The sequence below is a fragment of the Polyangium sp. y55x31 genome, from assembly GCF_029946505.1.
GTDB lineage: Bacteria > Myxococcota_A > Polyangia > Polyangiales > Polyangiaceae > Polyangium.
On the sequence record NZ_JARZHG010000038.1, the window covers coordinates 92942 to 112947 of the forward strand.

The 20006-nt window shown below is 69.2% G+C and carries 13 protein-coding genes and 1 pseudogene; 6 read left to right on the top strand and 8 right to left on the bottom strand.

Going from position 1 to position 20006, the window contains the following annotated elements:
* The first annotated feature begins 62 nt into the window (after positions 1–62).
* On the top strand, positions 63–782 hold the full coding sequence (locus tag QHF84_RS40640) for a hypothetical protein (RefSeq protein WP_281318958.1): 720 nt from the start codon (positions 63–65) through the stop codon (positions 780–782).
* A 13-nt stretch (positions 783–795) separates the two neighbouring features.
* Here QHF84_RS40640 and QHF84_RS40645 read toward each other — a convergent pair whose 3' ends face one another.
* The 4 genes from QHF84_RS40645 to QHF84_RS40660 form a co-directional block, all read right to left on the bottom strand.
* Complete coding sequence (locus tag QHF84_RS40645) at positions 796–1821, bottom strand: AraC family transcriptional regulator (RefSeq protein ID WP_281318959.1); 1026 nt, start codon at positions 1819–1821, stop codon at positions 796–798.
* Between the two features lie 139 nt (positions 1822–1960).
* The gene (locus QHF84_RS40650; protein WP_281318960.1) at positions 1961–3217 is read right to left on the bottom strand and encodes a hypothetical protein; all 1257 of its coding nucleotides are present in this window, start codon (positions 3215–3217) and stop codon (positions 1961–1963) included.
* 51 nt (positions 3218–3268) lie between these two features.
* A complete protein-coding gene (locus QHF84_RS40655) occupies positions 3269–6211 on the bottom strand; it encodes an FG-GAP-like repeat-containing protein (protein ID WP_281318961.1) in 2943 nt (980 codons plus the stop codon).
* Between the two features lie 129 nt (positions 6212–6340).
* Entirely contained in the window at positions 6341–7231 is an 891-nt protein-coding gene (locus tag QHF84_RS40660; protein ID WP_281318962.1) for a class I SAM-dependent methyltransferase, read from the bottom strand.
* 92 nt (positions 7232–7323) lie between these two features.
* Between QHF84_RS40660 and QHF84_RS40665 the strand changes: the two genes are divergently transcribed.
* The 3 genes from QHF84_RS40665 to QHF84_RS40675 all read left to right on the top strand — a co-directional run bounded on the left by QHF84_RS40665 (position 7324) and on the right by QHF84_RS40675 (position 10231).
* Positions 7324–8043: a hypothetical protein gene (locus tag QHF84_RS40665; protein ID WP_281318963.1), complete on the top strand. Its 720-nt coding sequence runs from the start codon at positions 7324–7326 to the stop codon at positions 8041–8043.
* Positions 8040–9104, top strand: coding sequence for a hypothetical protein (locus tag QHF84_RS40670; protein ID WP_281318964.1), 1065 nt, complete (start codon positions 8040–8042; stop codon positions 9102–9104). The genes QHF84_RS40665 and QHF84_RS40670 overlap by 4 nt, the downstream gene beginning before the upstream one ends.
* 143 nt (positions 9105–9247) lie before the next feature.
* The gene (locus QHF84_RS40675) at positions 9248–10231 is read left to right on the top strand and encodes a hypothetical protein (RefSeq protein WP_281318965.1); all 984 of its coding nucleotides are present in this window, start codon (positions 9248–9250) and stop codon (positions 10229–10231) included.
* Positions 10232–10305: 74 nt separating this feature from the next.
* Here the strand turns inward: QHF84_RS40675 and QHF84_RS40680 are convergent, their stop codons facing one another.
* The 3 genes from QHF84_RS40680 to QHF84_RS40690 form a co-directional block, all read right to left on the bottom strand.
* Positions 10306–12957 (bottom strand): ATP-binding protein, encoded by a 2652-nt coding sequence (locus QHF84_RS40680; protein ID WP_281318966.1) that lies wholly within the window; start codon positions 12955–12957, stop codon positions 10306–10308.
* 106 nt (positions 12958–13063) lie between these two features.
* A complete protein-coding gene (locus QHF84_RS40685) occupies positions 13064–14764 on the bottom strand; it encodes an ABC transporter substrate-binding protein (protein ID WP_281318967.1) in 1701 nt (566 codons plus the stop codon).
* 147 nt (positions 14765–14911) lie between these two features.
* A complete protein-coding gene (locus QHF84_RS40690) occupies positions 14912–16876 on the bottom strand; it encodes a MopE-related protein (protein ID WP_281318968.1) in 1965 nt (654 codons plus the stop codon).
* A 120-nt stretch (positions 16877–16996) separates the two neighbouring features.
* Between QHF84_RS40690 and QHF84_RS40695 the strand changes: the two genes are divergently transcribed.
* Together QHF84_RS40695 and QHF84_RS40700 are read left to right on the top strand one after the other, a co-directional pair.
* Complete coding sequence (locus tag QHF84_RS40695; protein ID WP_281318969.1) at positions 16997–18640, top strand: ABC transporter ATP-binding protein; 1644 nt, start codon at positions 16997–16999, stop codon at positions 18638–18640.
* On the top strand, positions 18637–19548 hold the full coding sequence (locus QHF84_RS40700) for a nucleotidyltransferase family protein (protein ID WP_281318970.1): 912 nt from the start codon (positions 18637–18639) through the stop codon (positions 19546–19548). The genes QHF84_RS40695 and QHF84_RS40700 overlap by 4 nt, the downstream gene beginning before the upstream one ends.
* 121 nt (positions 19549–19669) lie before the next feature.
* Here QHF84_RS40700 and QHF84_RS40705 read toward each other — a convergent pair.
* Positions 19670–20006, bottom strand: a pseudogene (locus QHF84_RS40705) (hypothetical protein); the annotation flags it as partial.

Below are 20006 nucleotides of genomic sequence, written 5' to 3' on the forward strand. Positions count from 1 at the left end.
CCTGCCCGTTCGGCGTAAGGTCCGCGCACACGGTCGATGAAACGACCACCAGGGAGGAAGAGATGAAACGAAACGCGTGTGCCCTTGCCCTTGCGCTCACCCTCGCGAGCCTGCCCGGCTGCTCCTCCGACGAGGGCACGCAGCCCGATCCCGCCCCCGAGCCCGGACCGACTGTAACCGACGTCCGTGGAGATCGTTATTGCGAGATCCTCGTCGGCGACATCGAGGGCAGCAACATCCTCTTCGACGTATACAATACTTACCAGCTCAACGATTGCCCGGAGGCGGCGTGGCAGTCGGTCGACGCGGCCGCGATCAAGGCCGAAAAGCAGGCCGTCGCCGTGGTCCTGAACGGTCCCCGCTACTGGATCATGGACGAATTCTCCAACTCCAAGGTCGTGGACACCACGGTCGAGACGTTCGGCAGCCTCGAGATGCGTGTCGCGGGCGTGCTCGAAATGCCTCTGGCCGACGCCATGAGCGAGAGCGCGTATGTCCCGCGGAAGGTCGCGCGCACGACGACCTGGGTCTACAAAGCGGGCAAATTGGTGTACGAGCTCGTCGATCCGCAGGGCCAGATTTTCGATATGCAGTCCTACAGCGTGCAGAAGGTGGCCCAGACCGAGAGCAGCCTCGCCGAGCTCGGCGCCACGCTCACCCTTCCCGCAGGGTGGAAGTTTCAGGCGCGGGTCCTCGAATCCGATCTCGAGGTCACGGCGGTCGACGGCGTCGCCACGGTCGTCCAGGACGACCACGGGAACACCTACCAGCTCTCGCAGTAGTAATGCCTCGACTTCACCGGTGAGGGCCCTGGGGCGGGCGCCGCTGGCGCCGCCACACCGCGGGCGTCGTCGATTGCCACCGTCGAAAGGCGCGCTGAAAGGCGCTCTGCTCGGCGAAGCCCAGCAGAAAGGCGACCTCGGCCAATCCGAGGTCCGGCTGATCGAGGTACCGCAGGGCCATCTCGTGGCGTAACTCGTCGAGGAGGCCCTGGAACGATACACCCTCGGATTGCAGGCGGCGCTGGAGGCTACGCGGCGTCATTTTGAGCCGTGTGGCCACGCGCTCCAGCGTCGGGCCGCCGCCGAGCTCCGCCGCGAGTGCTGCCCGCACCCGATCGGCGAGATCACCGCGGCGCGGGAGCGACAAGACCATTTCTTCCAGCAGCCGGTCGAGGTGCCGCGAGATGCGCTCGCTCCTGGTGGGCAGGGCCGTGTCGAGCAGCCCCTTGTCGAAGACGAGCGCGTCGTACGGCTGGCCGAACTCCACCGCCGCCTCGAAGAAACGCGCATGCTCGTCCGCATTGCCCGGTGGTGCTCTGCGAAAACACACCCGCTGGACCTGGAACGCGGGGCCGATCGCTTGCCGCCCGAACAGGAACAACATCGCGAGCGAGCACTCCACGCCGTGCCGGCTCGCCGCGTCGGGAAGGAGCTGGTGATGGCGCAATCGGCACGCCGCCCCCTCGATCTCGACACGGATCTCGAGCGTGTCGTTGACGAGCCGCATATAGCGCGAGGCGCGACGGTACGCCTCGCCAAGCGTCAGGTCGCTTTGCATGGCCAGGGCGAGGACGTTGTCCGGCCTGCCGCGCGCGATCTCCGCCACGCGAAGCCCGAAGGCGGGTTCGCCGGTGATGCGTGCGGCCTCCTCGAACAGCACGAGGACTGTGGCGAGCGGTACCCGGCCCTCCGGATCGTGGAGGACATCCGGCGCGAGCCCCACGGTCGAAAGGAGGCTCTCCAAGTCTGCGCCCAGCAGCGCCGCCGCGCCCGCGACCTTGAGGGCCAGTTGACTGTGCACCATGCTCGGAGGATTCATCGGATAGCGAACATGATATCCGAGTACCGCGGGCATCCTCCAGATACACCTCCTTCTTTTCGCTTCACCCGTTCCGGCTCGGCACCATCCGCCAGCGCCAGCACCCCGAACAGCAGCGGCCCGGCCGACTCGATGCGGCTCAAGGGCCGAGCACGAGATACCGGATCCCGACGTCGCTCGTGATTCCGAGCTCGTACAGCGCGACGTGGAGCTTGCCGGTCCCGTCGCGATCGAACGTGGCGCCGAACGCGGAAAAACCCTCGGTCACGACGGCCTGCGAAATGCCGCCGGGATACGGCGCGGCGACGAGGAGCTGCCCCGTGGTCGGTGAGCCGATCTCGAACCGCGAATAAAAGAGGCGCACGGCGCCCGCCTCGTCCGTCACGATTCCCAGCGGATACACCGTGACCCCTTGCGGCACTTCTTCGATGGGCGTGAGGGTCCACGCATTCGTCCCCTCGCGCGTCGCATACACGAGCTCGAACGCGAAATCCGAGAGCTGGCGTAACGCGAGGACGTGGGGTTTGCCCTGGGGATTCGTCTCGTCCGCCCCGGTGGCGCCGAGCACGAGGCGATACGAATCCGCTTGCAGGGTGCCCGAGCCGAGCGGCATGACGACCTCATGCGCGAGCGGCGGCGCATGCCAGTGAAGCTCCCACGCGCCGTTCACTGCTTCCCACGCGACCAGATGCGGCGCGCCCTCGGGCGAGACCGCGACCGGAAATGGAAACGGAGTCCCGCCCAGCATTTCGACGGACCAGGACGAACCATATCTGCCGAAAAGGAGCTCGTCGCCAGGCCCGCGGAACCCCGCGAACATCTCGCCGGTTCGTCCAATGGCAAACCCCCGCGCCAGGTTTGTGCCCTCCTCCGGGACGTCCGCGACGAGGCTCCACCCCTCCGCGGTGAACGACCACAACGATGCCCCGAAGGCCCCGTCATTCACGAGCGCGACCGGCACGTCGGGCGCGATCGACACGAGCCCGGCCGTGGCCGAATCGAACGGCGTCGGATTGACCTCCCAGTCGCCCGCTGCCTTGCGCACGGCGTAAAACCCTTTGTATTCGCCGACGGCCGACGAAAAGAGCATCCGGGGCCGGCAAGACGCGTCGAGCGAGAGGGCCGGGGCATCGTTCCGGAATGCGGGCGGAACCACGACCAGCTCCTCTTCGACGATCTGGCAAGGCGTATCTCCCGAACCGCAAAGCGGCAGCATGGAAACCGAAGGCTTCGTGAGCGGCACGCACCGCGCGGACGGACCCGGGCCAAAACCGCCCACGCCGGACGAGCCACCGGAGCCGCCGCTCCCGGACGTCGAGGTGTCGCTCGTATCCACCACGGGCCCACAACCCACGAGCCAAGCCGAGAATACAAGAAAGGGAAGAGGGTACTTCATGGGCTCATGGTACCAGGAGCCCGGCCGGTCCGCGAGGCGCGGACGTACCCGTCAAGGGCTCGACAGGATGGAGCTGACGAACTTGGTCGAGGAGAACGACACCAGGAGATCGGGCAACGTGTCGCCGTTCAGACGCCCGACGGCGAGGGAATACCCGTAGATGTTCGAGAACTCGACGTCCGCGACGAATTGCCCGGCCGCATTCTGGAAGTACAGCAGGACCTTCCCGTCGTATGAATCCACGCTGGCGATGTCGAGCTTGCCGTCGAGGTTCAGGTCGTCGAGGATCAGCTTGCGGATCTGCGGGCCCGCAGGCACGATCGTCGGCCCCGAGAAGTCGCCGCCAGGCATTCCCTTGTAGAAGCGGAGGTCGTTCACGAGCTGCCCGTAGATGTTCGGCGCAACCACGAGATCGGCCTGCCCATCCATGTCCACGTCGCCGGCCGCGAGCACACCCAGCACGAAATCGAGCTGCTTCGTGGCGAGCTGCGTGAAGGCCCCGTTGCCCTTGTTTTCGAACGTATCGACCCGGGAGCTGATCCCGACGATGAGCTCGGGCAAACCATCCCCCGTGCGATCCGCGAGCGCGGCGGAATCGACGTCGAACCCGACGGCGACCGTGAACGAGGTCTTCGGCGACAAGCCCCCCATTCCGTCATTGATGATTGCCTGGGCGCCATAAGAACCGACGCTGAGGATGTCCTCGTCGCCGTCGACGTCGAGATCCGCGACGAAAAGCTCGACCGTCGCGTCGAGGACGTTCGATACGGGCACGGGCGCGCCGAAATTGCCTGCGCCGTCATTGGAAAGAACGTGCACCGCCTTCGTGCCGACCGAGGTCCAGAAGACGAGGTCGAGCGCGCCGTCGCCGTTGATGTCCCCGAGCGCGAATCGCGAAGCCGACTGGGTATTCGGCACCTGCACGGGCGCAAGGAGATGCCCCGTTCCATCGTTTCGCGCGACGAAGATGCCCCCTGACTGGAGCACGGCGTCACTGTGGCCGTCTCCGTCCACGTCCCGCATCAGAATCGAGCTCGCCGTACCCTTCGCCAGCACGACCTGGCGCGGGAAGAACCCTTGCGACGGGTTGTACACGAGCGCATTCAGGCCGTACGACGTGTTGATGACGACGTCCTCGTCGCCGTCCTGCTCCAGATCGAGCGCGACCATGGGCCCGAGCCATACGCCCTCGGGGACCCAGAGATCCAAGCCGACCGAGAACGTGCCCGTGCCGTCGTTCGTGAGCACGCTGATCCCCTTCGGATCTGCGGCTTGCACGTCCGCCGAAAGGAAAATGTCCTTGTCGCCGTCACCATCGGCGTCGAAGACGAGGGCCGGGGAGGCACCATCGCCGATCGGCAGTTGTTGCAGCGCAAATGAAAACCCGCCCTGGTTCCGCGCGATCACGATCTCCTTCTGCAGTCCATCCCTCGTGAGGGCGTCGAGCAGGCCATCACCGTCGACGTCGTCGAGAAGCACGCTCGCGGTGAACGAGCCATTCCCCGTCGGAATCGGGACCTCGACGAGCGCACCGAACGTGAAATTGCCCTGGTTCGGGTAGAATCGCAGCGAGTTCGTCGCCGGGGAAAACGAGGCGAGGTCGAGGTCGAGATCCCCGTCGAGATCGCCGGCCACGATGCTATACCCCTCCGGGTCCATGGAAAGTGTCTTCGGTGCGCCGAACACGCCGCCTCCCATGTTCTCGCGCACCGCGAGGCCGTTGAGGCCGTCGAGCACGACGGCGAGATCCGCGTCCCCATCGCCGTCGAAATCGGCGAGCGTGAGGCCGCCGATCGGCTGGTCGGGTGTCGAGCTCTTGGTGAACGTGCCGGCGCCGTCGTTCGTCAGGACAATCAGCTCACGCGAAAGGTCCTGACCGTATGCCATCACGATGTCCGTGTCTCCGTCGGCGTCCACGTCCCCGAGCGCCGTCCCACGGATCGGGGCTCCCGTGAAGAGCGTCGTCGGCGTGAGGCTCCCGTCGCCGCGGTTCCGCATCCACACGAGTTTCTCGCTGCTGTCCACGACGATGTCGACCCGCCCATCGCCGTCGAGATCCCCCTTGCCCACGATCGTCATGCCGTCCGACCCCGAGAACGCGGTGAAACTCGTGTAGCAGCGCTCCTCGGGGGTCGTCACGCCGTCGTGGCAGCCATCCGTCTTGCAATCACTCCCGCAGCCATCGTCGTCGACCGCATTGCCGTCGTCGCACGCCTCGTCGGGGTCCAGGATGCCGTCGCCGCAGACCTCCGGGGTGCAGTTCGACCGGCATCCATCACCGCCGTCGGTATTGCCGTCGTCGCAGACCTCGCCGAGCCCGGGTTGCAAGGTTCCGTCGCCGCACCCCTCGTACACGCAGAGGGCGCTGCATCCGTCACCGTCGGTCTGGTTGCCGTCGTCGCACTGCTCCTGGTTATTGTTGTTGTTGAAGCCGTCGCCGCAGAACTCGAGCTGGCAGCCCATGCAGCCGTCGCCGCCGAAGAAATTGCCGTCGTCGCACTGCTCGTCGCCTTCGACCTCGCCGTCGCCGCAGAACGGGAGCCCCTGACACTGGCTGTCGCAGACGGCCGTGTTCGGCGGATCGCAGGTCTCGTACGGCGCCTCGATCACGCCGTTGCCGCATTTCGCCTTCGTGCAGTCGTTCGGGCACGCGTCGAGGTTGATGTCGTTCCCGTCGTCGCAATCCTCGCCCGGATCGACGACACCATTGCCACAACTTTCCAGGTCGCAGGTCGCGCTGCACCCGTCGCCGTTCGCCGTATTGCCGTCATCGCAATTTTCGAGCGGATCCACGACGCCGTTGCCGCATGTTTCGGACACCTGCTCGGGCACGCATTCGGCGCTGCATCCGTCGCCGTCCTCGGTGTTGCCATCGTCGCAGATCTCGTCCTCGCTCACCTCGCCGTCGCCGCAGCCCGGGGGCTTCGGGGAGACGTCGTCTCCACAGGCGATCGCGAGCAACAAAAGTGGGGCGATGAGCAACGTCCTTCGCATCGGCTCCTCCCGGAAAGCTCGAAAAGAAAGTCAGCGCGGACGACGATTCCACAAGCGCGGAGCGCCGTCACGCCCATCCCGCGTCGAGCACGAATCGTGCGGCCGCTCGTCCGCCTCGCCGCCCCTCGTTTACGTCGCGCGCCGCTCCAGGATCGCGAGCCGCTCCCACTCGAAAATGCCTTCGTAATCGGTCGACCAGTATCGCCGGGCCCACGCGTCCGCGCCCTCGTCGCGGAGGACCTCGAGCCCCGCATCCCGGCCGAGCGCCGCGATCTCCTCGGGCGGGACGAACCCACGAATGGGCTCGCCGAGCGCGCGCGCGAGCACGTGCCCGCCCACGAGCAGCACCCGCTCGATCCGGGGCCTGCGCGGAGGCACGTACGTGAGCGCGACCCGGCTTCCCGGCGCGCTCGCCGCGCCGATCGAGCGGAGCGTGCCCGCAATCGCCGCGCGCGTCAGATAAATGGTGACGCCCTCCCATATCCAGAACGAGGGCTCGTCCGCGGAAAAACCTTCCCGCGCGAGCGAGGTGCCGAGGTCATCACGCTCGAAATCGACGGGCACGAGCCGCGCCTCGCGCGCCTTGGGCTCGATCCGCGCCGCCCGCAGGCGCTCCCGTTTGTCGCGCTGCGTGCTCGGGTGATCCACCTCGAAGACGGTCGCATCCGCGAGCTCGTCCATGCGATACGCCCGCCCGTCGAGCCCGGCGCCGAGCACGACGAGCTGCCGCACGCCGCGCGCGAGGCTCTCGCGAAGCGCGTCGTCGATCGCCCGCGTGCGCAGCGCGACGTGGTACGTCATGCCGAGCGAGGCGAGCCCGAGCCCGCGATGAACGAGCCCGGTCGCGCGATCCGAGACCGCCGCGCGCGCAGCGAGGCGCGCCGCGAGCGAGAGGGGAGCCGGGACGAGCGCGGCCGCGATGGGATCGTGAGCGCCGGCGAAAGGCGCCGGAAGATCGGTGTAAAGCGCCCGGATCGTGGCCACGGCCATGGATGTGAAGCTCGGACGACCGTCGTGCACGAACCCTTGATACCACGAACGTGAGGCTTGCGCGTGGCCTCCGCGCGGGTGCATGATGAGCCCGATCGAAGGGCGAGCGTAGAGGCACTGCGATGGACGTCGTCCTGTCGAAATCGAGGCTCCGGCCGCTTCTTTTCGTGCCCATGGGCCTGGTCGTGCTCGCCGGCGTGCTCGTGGAGGTGCTGAAGCCCCTCTACGACCTGCCGAGCCGCAGCGGGATCGTGCCTTTCCTGTCGATGAGTTACGAGGGCAACGTGCCGACGTTCTACACGGCGGCGCTGCTCGGGTTCACGTCGCTCCTGCTCGCGCTCGCCGCCGCGGCCACGAAACGTGCGGGCGAGCGGTTCGCCGCGCACTGGTGGGGGCTTTCCGCGGGCTTCGCGTACATCGCCGTGGACGAGGTTTTTTCCTTCCACGAAATGGCCGGTACGTTCGTCCAGCTCTCGGGCGTCCTCTACTTCAGTTGGGTCATCCCGGCCGCGGTCGTGGTGCTGCTCGTCGGCCTCGCGTACATCCCGTTCCTGCGGGCGCTCCCGCTGAAAACGCGGATCCGGTTCCTCGTCGCGGGCGCCATTTACGTGGGCGGCGCCGTGGGCATGGAGCTGCCGCTCGGATACTGGACCGAGCAGAATGGCATGCACAACCTCGGATACGGGCTGATCGACGCGGTCGAAGAGTCGCTCGAAATGCTCGGGATCAATCTGTTCGTGCTCTGGCTCGTCGATCACCTCGCGGCGAAGGGTGTCACGCTGCGGTTCGACAGCCCCGCGCCCGAGCCCACGCCCGAGGCCGAGGCCGCGGACGCGCCATGACCACCCTCGACGCGACGAGGCCGGCCGAGAGCGCGACGAAGGCCCGCTCCCCCTACATCGCGGGCCCCGTCTACGATTGGGTGTTTTTCCTGCTGCCGCCGATCGCCTCGGTGATCGTCGGCGCGCTCGTCTCGGGCACGTGGCTCGCCACGGACCGATTCTGGCTCGCCGGCAAGCGGGTCACCTGGAGCACGCTGCTGCTCGGGATCGTGGTGAATGCCCACCTCGTCGCGGTGTTCGTCCGCAGCCACCTCAACCCGGACGTGTTCCCGCGCCACAAGTTCCGCTTCCTCGTCGTCCCGATCGCCGCGTTCGCCGCGATGATGACCTCGATGTGGGCCGTGGTGATCGCCACGGTGCTCGTCACGTTCTGGGACGTCTACCATTCGGCGCTGCAAACCTTCGGCCTCGGGCGCATTTACGAGCGCAACCAGGGCAACGATCCCACCGCGCTCCGTGGGCTCGATCTCGGCCTGAACCTCTTGCTCTACGCCGGCCCCATCGTCTCGGGCGCGACGATGCTCGCGCATTTCCAGAAGTTCGAGCTCTTCGAGGACGTCGGCGCCCTCTTCCTCGCCGAGATCCCGACCGCGATGTCGTCCCACCAGCGCCCCATCGCCTGGGCCGTCCTCGTCGGGGGCCTCCTCTTCCTCGTGCATTACGTGCAGAGCTACGTCCGCCTCGCGCGGCGCGGCCACGCCGTGAGCTTCCCCAAGGTGTTTTTGCTCGCTACGACAGGCCTCTGCTCGATCTGGGCGTGGGGCTGGAACCCCTTCGGGCAAGCCTTTCTCATCATGAACCTCTTTCACGCGGTGCAATATTTCGGCCTCGTCTGGTGGTCGGAGCGTCGCGTGCTCCTCCAAAGGTTGCGGCTCCAACAGTTCCGGTTCGGCGCGCCCATCGCCGCCGCCGTGTTCGCCTGCGTGACCCTCGGCTACGGCGCCCTCGCTGAAATCGAGGCCGACGAGAGCCGCGCGCTCTGGAGCCTCGTGCAGACCGTGGCCCTGATGCATTTCTTCTACGACGGCTTCGTTTGGTCCGTCCGCAAACGACAAATATGACGTGTCCGCACCTCGAAAGGCCGCTGCTCATTCGAGTGACCAGGGTGTATTGCCACCCGAAGCGCGCTCGCGAGGCCTGAAAAGGCACAGAATCGTCGCGATGGATATCGCGCAGCAACACGATTCTGGGTAGGATGACCGGGATGCGACTCGAAAAGCTCCTGCACTCCACGCTCGTCGCGCTGTCGCTCGCCGCAGTCGCGGCGCTGCCCGCGTGCTCGAAGACAGAGGCCAAGGCCGAGGCCGAGGTGACGGCCGAGAACATCGCGGCAGAAGACGCGATCACGGAGCAGCACGAAGCTGCGACCGTGACGTGGGCCATCGCGCCGGAAGGCAAGGTGAAGGCCCGCTTCAAGTCGCCCGACGGGGCGCCGCTCGACAACGACGTGACCGGCAACGTGATCGTGAAGCCCGCGCGCAAGGGCGCCGAGCCCGTGACCGCGAAGCTCGTCTTCGACGCGAAAGCCGGCGTCCACACGGCCGACATCCCCAAGCTCGAAGACGACCTCACCGAGGTGACGTACGACGTCCAGGTGAAGGGCAAACCGCTGAAGAGCACGCTCTACGTGCCCAAGGGCGGCACGCACGAGCTCGTCGCGACCGCGAAGGTCTCCGCCGAAGCGAAGATCCCCGAGGGCAAGAAGGGCCCGAACGGCGGCGTCTTGCAGGTCGCCGGCGATGATCTCATCGAGATCGTGGCCGACTCGAAGACGGGCGAGTCGCGCGTCTACGTGCTCGACGACGATCTCAAGCCGATCCCCGTCGGCAAACGGAAGGTGAAGATCGCGGTCGTCGCGAACGCGCCCGAGTACGTCGAGCTCGATCCGGAGCCGAAGGGCCTCTACTTCACCGGCAAGCTCGTCGTGAAGACGAACCCCCACAAGCTGACGGTCGTGCTCTACCCGGAGGACACGCCGACGCCGGTCGTCGTGCTCTGCGGCTGGCACCCCGGCGCGGTCGTCGTCGTCGGCCCGAGCGCGCCCGTGGTGGGCCTGTTCGTCGTGGCAAACTGGGCGCCGATCGTCGTCGTCCCGACCCCGGGCGTGGTGGTCGTCGGCAAGGGCAAGGGCAAGGGCAAGTGGCACTGGAAGGGCCACGGCCCGAAGGTCCACATCAAGATCCACTGAGGATCGGCGCGCGGGCGGGGAAACCCCTCCCCCCGCCCGCGTCTTCGCGCTCGCCCGAGCGCATCAACGAACCATCAAGGGAACACTTCGCGCAGGAGCGCGTCGGCCGCGACGGGCTTGACGTAATGCCGGGCAAACCCCGCCTCGAAGGCGCGGCGTTTGTCGTGCTCCTGGCCGTAACCGGTCACCGCGACGAGCGTGATGCGGTCGCCGTACGCCGCGCGTAGCTCGAGCGCGAGCTCGTAGCCGTCCATGACCGGCAAGCCGATGTCGAGGATGCCGACCTCGGGCCGGAACGACGCGGCGACGACGAGCGCCTGCGGGCCGTCGTGCGCGAGCTCGACCTCGTGGCCGTGGCTCGTGAGCACCTCGGCGAGCATCTGCGCCGCGTCGCGGTTGTCGTCGACGACGAGGACGCGCCGCACCTTGCCGAGCCGCGGCGAGACGGGCTCCGGGAGGTCCGGCGAGGACGCGCGGCGCGGCGAGAGCGCAGGCAAGCGCACCTCGAACTCGCTACCCTTGCCCAGGCCGTCGCTGCGCGCGCTCACCGTGCCCCCGTGCAGCTTGACCAGGCTGCGCACGAGCCCGAGCCCGAGCCCGAGCCCGCCGCCCGCGCGATCGACGCCCCGCGCGCCCTGCACGAAGAGGTCGAAGATCACGGGCAACATCTCGGCCGGGATGCCGCTGCCGTCGTCCCGCACCGAGAGGACGACCTCGCCCCCCTCGCGCCGCGCCGCGACGGCGATGTGTCCGCCCGCGTCCGTGTACCGCGCCGCGTTCGTGAGCAGGTTCGCGAGGACCTGCGCCATGCGGGTCTCGTCCACGTCGACGAGGAGCCCCTCGGCCGGCACGTCCACGCGGAGCTCGTGCCGCTTCTGCTCGAAGAGCGGGCTCGCGATCTCGATGGCCTGCGAGAAGACGCGCGCGATCTCCATGGGCCGCGTGCTGAGCTGGATCTTGCCGCGCATGATGCGCGAGACGTCGAGCAGGTCGTCGACGAGCGAGACGAGGTGCTGGACCTGTCGCTCGATGACCTCGCGCTCACGCTCGATGCCCGTGGTGCGCCCCTTGAGGCGCATCAGGTAGAGCGCCGTGAGGATCGGGGAGAGCGGGTTGCGAAGCTCGTGGCCGAGGAGCGCGAGGAACTCGTCCTTGCGCCGATCGGCGTCGCGGGCGATCTCGTAGGCGCGGCGCAGCTCGGCCTCGGCCTGCTTGCGCTCCCGGATGTCCATGCAGATGGACAGGCACTGGACGGTGCCGTCCCCGTGCACGACGGGCGCCGAATAGATGGACATGTCGAGGATGTGGCCGAGCTTGTGCCTGCGCTCGACCTGCACGCCCGCGAGGACCTCGCCGGCCGCGACCCGCGCGAGCAGCGCGGCGCTCTCGGGACGTTTGTCGGGGCTCACGAACGGCAAGGACCTGCCCACGGCCTCGGCCGCGGACCAGCCGAACATACGCTCGGCCGCCGGGTTCCAGGCGCGCACGGTGCCGTCGGGATCGAGGATCATGGCGGCCACGGGGCAGGCCCCGATGAACGCGGTGAGCGTGCGGTTCTCGTTCTCGTACGCGGCGTGGAGCATCGCCCGATCGAGCGCGACCGCGCTCCGGTGCACGATCTCCTCGGCGATGGAAGCGCCGTCCGCGTCCGGCGCGCCCTCGGCGCTCCAGCCGAAGAGGAGCACGCCGATCGTGCGGCCGCGAGCGACGAGCGGGTGACAAAGAAGCGAGCCTGGCGTGGCCGTGCCGCCCCAGATCGCAGGCGTGAAGCGAGCTTCGATCGCGGCCTTCGACGCGAGCCACAGGCGCTCGCCCGTGCGGAAGGTGACCGCGGGGGGGATGTCCGCGTCGAGGGGGAACGACGGGCTCTGTAACCCCCACGGCGCCACGCCCTCGTGCTCCAGCACCACGAGCCTCTGCCCGTCCGGCGTGGGGATCGCGAGGATGGCGCGATCGGCCGCGAGGGCCGCACGTGCATCGCCCACCACGGCGCGCGCGACCTCGAGCGGCGTCGTGGCCGCGGCGAGCGCGGCCGTCGTGTGCTGGAGGCGATCGAGCCGCCGAGCGAAGAGCGAGAGCTCGGCGCGCGCCTTGCGCTCGGCGTCGAAGAGGCGCGCCCGATCGAGGGCGAGCGCGCACTGGCGCCCGAGCGTCACCGCGAGCGCTCGGTCGTCTTCGGTGAACCGCACGCTCGATGGGAAGCTGAAGCCCATGCCGCCGAGGACCCGATCCCCCACGATCAAGGGGAGCGCGATGCGAGGCCCTCGCGGCCCGATCGTGGCCCGCACGGCGTCTGGAAACGCGGCTGACCACTCCGCTTCGGTCTCGATGAACACGGGCGCGCGCGTCCGCACGGCCATCGCAATCGGGGTCGAGGCGTCGAGCGGGTGCCGCCGCCACTGCGCGAGCGTCGCCTCGGGCATCCCCCTCACATCGAGGATCACGAACTCCTCGCCCTCGATCATCGCGACGAGCGCCGCGCTCGCGCCGAGTGCGGCCGCACCGAGCTCGAGGATCACCTTCGCGACGGCGTCTTCACCCGTCGCGGTGAGGAGCGCGATCGTGATCTCTTCGAGGCAAGCGAGGCGCCGGCGAGCGCCGCACACGTGGGTCTCGTCGAGCTGTACGGGAGCGCTGCTCTCCTCCCGGAGAACCGAGGATCGAGCGTCCGAGGTGAAGAAGAGATCGCTCCCAGAATCCCCCTCCCAATGTCCAGCACGATCCATGATTTGTCGAAAATCTTCCCCGCTCGGGCCGAGCCGCGAAACCCGTGAAGATCCTGATACTCCGTCGGGGAATTCCGGAGCGAGATGGGCTCGTTCCTGCGCGAAATCACCGGGGAAATGCGGCCTCGGGCGCCCCGATGGCCGCCGACAGATCCCGCACGCAGCGCGGCAACCCGGCCGGATCCGGGCTCGCGGCGAGGGTCCGCGCGGCCTCTGGGGAAACGCCGACGAGCAGGCACTCGGCGCCGATCAAGCGGAGCGCGCGTGACAGGCGCAGGACGAGCGCGAGCGCTTCCTCGTCGATCATGCGCGCGCCGGTCACGTCGATGATCACGCGGCGCGCCGATCGTTCCCAGGCCGCGCGCAGCGCGCGCTCCTCGATGTCGGCCGCGCGCTCGCGATCGATGCGGCCCACGAGCGGCAGGAGCAAGACGCCCGGGAGCACGGGCGCGAGGGGCGCGGCGAGCTCGCGGATGAGCGCGCGTTGCGCCTCGATCCGCGCGTCCTGCCGCGCGTGCGCCTCTTCGAGCTCCATGTGCTCGACGAGCGCCTCCTCGGCGAACGCGCGGGCCCGGATGGACTCGTCGAGCGCGCGTTCGAGCTCGCCGAGCTCGTCGTCCTCGAAGGTCGAGAGCCCGAGATCGGGAGCGCCCCACGCCATGTCGGCGAGCCTGTCGAGGATGCGGTGGATGCGCTCGCGGGCAGGCTCGGCGAGGGTGCACCGCGGCGGCGGCGGCGCGCGCTCGGGCTGGTGGACGCAAAAGGGCGCCGCGCGCACGGCGCCGAGCGGATCGTCGAAGGAGAAGCCGCGCACGCCGTCGAGGTGCGGGGAGACGTCGTCCATGCCGAAGCGCGTCGCGAGCGCGCGCGCCGGCTCGACCTCGAAGATCTCCCGCGCGGCCAGGGCGTGCTCGACGTCCCCCGCGAGCTGCCCCCAGCGCTGCATCTGCGCGAGGATCCACACGCCGTACTCCACGAACGGCGTGGGCGCGAAGCCGAGGCGATCGGGCCCGAGGTCGTCGCTCGGGGTCATGGGATCGCCGGCGAGGGCTTTTTCGAGGGCGCCGCGGGCCTCGACGGGCAGGTAGCCGCGGGCGACGACGAGGCCGGCGGCGGCGCGGCGGCCTTCGGGCTCCATGTGATCGAGCTCGGCCTGGGCCTCGACGACGGCTTCGAGCAGCGCGGCCGCACGCTCGGGCCTCTCTCGCCAGAACCGCGCCGCGAACGAGAGCGTGCAGCAGGGATGGCCCCGCCAAACCTCGCGGCTCTGCATGCAGGCCACGCCGCCGCCGCGATCCACGACGAGCTGACCGAACGGCTCGGGGAACATCGCGCCGTCGATGCGCCCGAGCGCGAGCCAGCGTGGCATGCGCGGGGGCGGGACCTCGCGGATCGTGAGGTCGATCAAGGGATTGACGCCTCCGCGCGCGAGCCAGTCGCAGAGCAGGTAATACTGCATCGAGAACCGGTGCGGCACGCCGAGGACCTTGCCCACGAGCTCGTGCGGCGTGGTGATCCGGCCGTGGCTTTTGCTCACGATGAGCGTGCTGCCGTTCTGGTTCTGGAGGGCGCGGACGCGGATCGGGGCCGCGCGCCCGTCGATCCCGAGGCCCGTGGCGAGGGCGAGGGGCGCGAGGGCGTGCGCGGCGTCGACCTTGTCGTGGGTGAGCAGCCGCCGCACGGCGTCCCAGCTCGGGGCCCTGCGGAGCTCGACGGAGAGCCCCTTCTGTTCGAAAAACCCGCGCGACGCCGCATAAAGGAGCGGCATGCTGCAGGCGATCGGCACATAGACGATACGAAGGGTCATCCGCCCCCGGTCTCCTCGTTCCCCCCGGATCCTCCGCCGGTGAAGGTATCACGAGCGCCCCCCGCCGGGCAGCGACACGCACGGAACTCGCAGGTGATCGAGATCACGCGGATGCGGGGCGCGCCGCGTGCGCCCGGGCGGGCCGGCTCAGAACTCGCATTGGTTCGTCGCGGGATTACAATACGATCCTGCGGCGACGAAGGGGCAGACGTCGCCGAAGTATTGCGTGCAGGGGATGCCGCAGGCGAACGCGGTGTGCGTGTAGCAGATCTGCCCGCCCGAGCAGTCGGCGTCCGAGGCGCAGCGACAGTTGAAGTCGTCGGGGATCTGGTTGCCGTTCTCGTCCTGGCCGTCGCAGCACTCGGTGACGTAATAATCGCTCGCGCTGCAATCCTCGTCGGCGCAGTCGGAGGCGCCGTCGCAGTCGTCGTCGAGCCCGTTCTTGCAGGCCGAGACGCCGAACTCGGGCTTGGCGGGGCCGCCATTGAGGCAGGTCGCGCAGATGCCGACGCTCGCGCAATCGGGATCGGCGCAGTCGACGTAGACGTCGCCGTCGTTGTCCTTGCCGTCGTCGCATTTCTCCTTGGGGTTCGCCTCGATCTCCACGTTGAGCACGAAGGGCCCCTCGTTCGCGCCGAGCTCCGGGTCGACGGTGTATCCGTCGAGGAACACGTAATACGTGCCCGGATAGAGCAGCGTGAAGTCGAGCTTCGCCGACCAGGAGACGCCCGCGCTGTCGTCGTCGCAGCCGATCTCCTTGCCGGAGTTGCATTTGCCGGTGCGCACGTAGAGCGTGGAGTCGAAGCTCGTCCCGATGGAGTCGAGGTGGACGCGCGAGGGCTGGTTCAGCACGAAATAAAAGACCGCCTCGCCAGCGTCGCCGCCGCAGACACCCTTCGTCTCGCTCACGTTGCCCGTGGTGTCGCCCGTGTACTGGCCCGTGCCGGGGATGAGCTTCGGCGAGAGGCAGTTCGCCTGCTGGAGGATGCAGATCGGGTTGTTCGCGCAGTCGGGATCCTGGCAGTCGACGAGCGTGTCGTTGTCGTCGTCGAGCCCGTTGTTGCAGACCTCGGGCTTGGGCATGCAGTTCGGCGAGAAGAAGCAAGCCGGGTCGGCGCAGTCGATCTTGTTGTCGCAGTTGTTGTCCTTGCCGTCGGTGCAGATCTCGGCCGTGCAGTTCTGGCAAGCCGGCGAGACGAGGCAGCTCGGATCGGCGCAATCGACGAGCTTGTCGCAATCCTCGTCGAGCCCGCCCGTGCAGACCTCGGGGCTGCCCGGCGGCTGGCAGGCGCACGGGAAGATGCCGAAGCAATCGGGATCGGCGCAGTCGACCAGGAGATCGCAGTCCTCATCGGCCCCGCTGCTGCAGAGCTCGGTCTGCGCCTGGCAGGAGCAGGCCGTGCTGCCGAAGCAGTCCGGATCGTCGCAGTCGATGCTGCCGTCGCAATCGTCGTCGAACCCGTTGTCGCAATCGGCCGCCTCGCTCGGCTTGCAGCCGCAGGCCGGCGTGCCCACGCAATCGCTGTCGAAGCAGTCGACGATGGTGTCGCAGTCGTCGTCCTCGCCGTTCGCGCACGTCTCGCCGCCCGGCTTCGGCACGCAGCCGCAGGTCGGCGCGAGCTTACAGGCGGGATCCGAGCAGTCGGCGACGCCGTTGCAGTCGTTGTCCGCCGCGTCGGTGCAGATCTCGGGGCTGCCCGGGAAGACCTTGGGGTTCAAATCATTGCAGTCCGCGCCGCCGCAAGCGAGCGGGGGAAACCCATCCGCGTCGTCGTCGCGCGGGCCGTTTTGACAGACGCCGCCGACGCACGTGTCGGTCGTGCACGGGTCCGCGTCGACGCAATCCTGGGCCACGACGCACGGCTCTCCGCCGCCCACGCCGCCCTGCCCGCCGCCGCCGGTGCTCGTGGAGGTCGAGGTCGCGCCGCCGACGCCGCCTTGCCCGCCCGCGCCGCCCGGGCCCGAGGTCTCCTCCTCCGGCGGCGTGCCGATGCCGGTGCGGCTGCACGCCGCGAAGGAGAGGCCCGCGAACGCGAGCGCCGAGAGGAACGACAGCGCCCGCGCGTGGCCGCGGAACCGAGACGAGCGGGGAGCAGAGTGGAAGGTCGACATCGAGGTGCTCGCGTGAAGGCTCGCCCCGGCGTCCCCGCGGCGGCCGCGCCGATGCTATCAAGCCGAGACGCCATCGGGTGAAGTTCATGGCCGAGCTCGCCCGCAAACGTCCCCATCCAAGTGCCCGAGCAGGCCCCGACCTCCCCGCGAACCTCCCTCGCCCCCGCGCGCGTGCTGCTCCGCGGGGCTCTGCCGAGCCTCGTGGTCGTCGCGTCCGCGGCGTGCGCGCAGCGCGTCGCCCTGCCCCTCGCGGCCCTCTGGCTCGGCGATCGCGGGCCCCGCGACGCGCTCGTCCTGCTCGCGGTCGCGGCCGCCCTGAGCTTCGTCCGCGCGCGGGCCGCGGATGCCCTCGCGCGTGAGGTGCGCCTCCGCCTCGTCGACTTGTTCGTCGCCCCGCTCGAGCGTGGCGCGGTCGTGGCGCTGCCACCGCCGGAGGTGACGTCCGCGCGGCTCTCGACGGCGCTGCCCGTGCTCGTGAGCTGGGCCGTGGAGGGCGTGGCGATCCTCTTTGCCGGCGCGATCGCGGTGCCCGCGGTGACGGCGCTGCTCGTCTCGGCGCTCGGCGCCTCCGCGCTCGCGCCGCTCGTGGCTGCGGGCCTCGTGGGCGGGCTCGTCACGATGCTCGGCGCGTCGCGCGTGGAGGCGGCGTGGGACGTGGTGTTCGAGCGGTCGCGCGTGCTCTTGGCGCGGGCGTCGGCGGGGTTTGCCGGTGCTGCGGAGCTCGTGGCCCACGGGCGCGCGCGGGCGTTCGCCGATGAGCTCCGAGCGGAGGTGTCGGCGTGGTCCTCGGCGGAGCTTCGTGCCCGCGCGACGAGCGCGATCACGGGCTGGGGCGCGCTGCTCGCGACGATCGCCGCGGCGCTCGGCGCGGCGGAGCTCTTCGGCGTGAAGGCGTTCGAGGCTGGCGAGGGGCGCGACGTGCACCGGTCGCTCTTGCTCGTGCTCGCCGCGATCCCGACGTTGCAGATGACGATCGCGGGGCTCGGGAACTTCGTGCACGCGCGGGGCGAGCTCGCGTCGCTCGGGGACATGCGGGCGTCGGGCGAGGCGGAGGTTCGTGCGAGGAAGGTGGACACGTCTGCCCGTGCGCTCGATCCTCGCGCGGAGATCCGGCTCGACGGCGTGGGGTATGCGTACCCGTCGCGGGGAGGTGCGGGCGCGTCGAAGACGCGCGCGCTGCGTGATGTTTCGCTCGTGCTCCCGGCCGGCGAGAGCCTCGCCGTGCTCGGCCCGAACGGGGCGGGGAAAACGACGCTGCTCTACCTCGTGCTCGGGCTGGTTCGTCCAGACGAGGGGCGTGTCCTCGTGAACGGCGAGGAGCCGCCGGGGCCGGGGGATGCGCGGTTCGGGGATCGCGTCGCGTTCGTGTCGCAAGCGCCGTTCGAGCCGCCGGACGCGACGATCGCCGCGTCGCTGCGCGCGTTCGATGCAGATGCGCCCGATACGCGCCTCGTCGCCGCCCTCGACGAGGTGGGGCTCTGGGACACGCTGCGGGCCCGCGCCGGCTCGGATGCGGCAGCGCTCGCGCTTCGCCTCGGCTCACTCTCGCGCGGGCAGGCGCGGCGCGTGATGCTTGCGCGCGCCCTCGTGCGCGAGGCGGATCTCGTGGTGCTCGACGAGCCCGAGGCGCACCTCGATGCAGCGAGCGTCGCCGAGCTCGCTGGGTTGCTACGGCGGCTCGCCGAGCGTCGCCGTGTCATCGCTGCGATCCATGATCCCGCCGTGCTCGGTTTTGCCAAGCACGTGCTCCGGCTGTCCGCATGACGACGCATCCGATGCCGCTGTTTGATCTGCTGCGTGACCCGCGCGCCGGGATCCCCGCGCCAACGCCGCAAGCGCATGCCGAGGCGATGCTGCGGGCCCATGTGCTCGGGCAGATCTCGCGCGCGCTCGTGGCGCGAGGGGAACGCGTGATGCTCGTGAAAGGCGCGGCGCTCGCGCTGACGGTGTATCCCTCGCCGGCCGCGCGTCCGATGTGCGACGTGGATCTGCTGGTGCCTCCGCAGCGTGAGCGTGCGGTGATCGATGCGCTCGTGGCGGCGGGGCTCGAGCTGCACGAGAATCGTTGGCGTCCCAAGAGTCGGGGCATGCTCGGCGAGACGCAGCTCGTGGCGCGCGCCGGGGAGATGCGGCTGCTCGTGGAGGTGCACGGGACGCTCGACAAGATCGTGCCGCGGCCGATCGACATTGCAGCGGTGGAAGGGCGCGCGAGGAGTGCACCAGGGCTTCCGGGGTTGCTTGTGCCGTCGGCGGAGGATCATGTGCTGCTCGTGGCGCTGCATGCCGCGGGGCACGAGTTTCGGCATGAGATTGCGTGGATCGATTTGGAGCTTTTGCTGCGAGGTGGGATCGATAAGGGGATCCTCGTGGAGAGAGCGAGGGAGTTCCAGCTCGGGACGGTGATGTTCGTGGTGCTGTCGACGTTGCAAGCGCTCGGGGCCGCGAGTGTCGAGGCGGAGTTCGTAGAGGCGTTCGAGCCGGGGCGTTTTCGGCGCGCGGCGCTGGTGCCGTTTTACGATGTGGGGGGGTTTCCGGTGGCACGCACGGAGGCGGCGCTGGGGGTGCGGTGGGTCGTGGGACAGATGCCGCTGCGGGATGATCTCGGCGGGTGGGTGCGGGGGCTCGCGCGGTATGCGGTGGCGCGGGTGGGGGATCGGATAGCGAGGCGGTAGGCGGAGGCGCTGCCGCTGCTGCTGCGGCGGCTGCGGCTGCGGCGGCTGCGGCGGCTGCTGCGGCTGCTGCTGCTGCTGCTGCCGCTGCCGCTGCTGCTGCCGCTGCTGCTGCTGCGAACGCTCAGCGCCCGTTGTGTGCGACGAGCAAGGCAGCGAGGTCTGCCGGCGAGAGATCGAGGGCCATGTCCGTGAGACGGGTGGCGCCCTCCTTGCGGAGCTGCACGGCGAGGGTCTCACGCTCGTCGCTGGTCAACGGCCGGGCGAGCCGTCGCTCGAACAGGCGTGCAACAGGTTCGAGGCTCCCCTCCTCGCGCCCCTCCTCGCGCCCCTCCTGCACGTACTTGCGGGCGAACTCGCTTTGGTACTCGTAGTTCGGGATGCTCATGAGCTGCTCCAGGGCCATGCGGGCGGCTTCGCCCAGGGAAAATAGCACGAGATCCGCGTAAAGCTTCGCACGC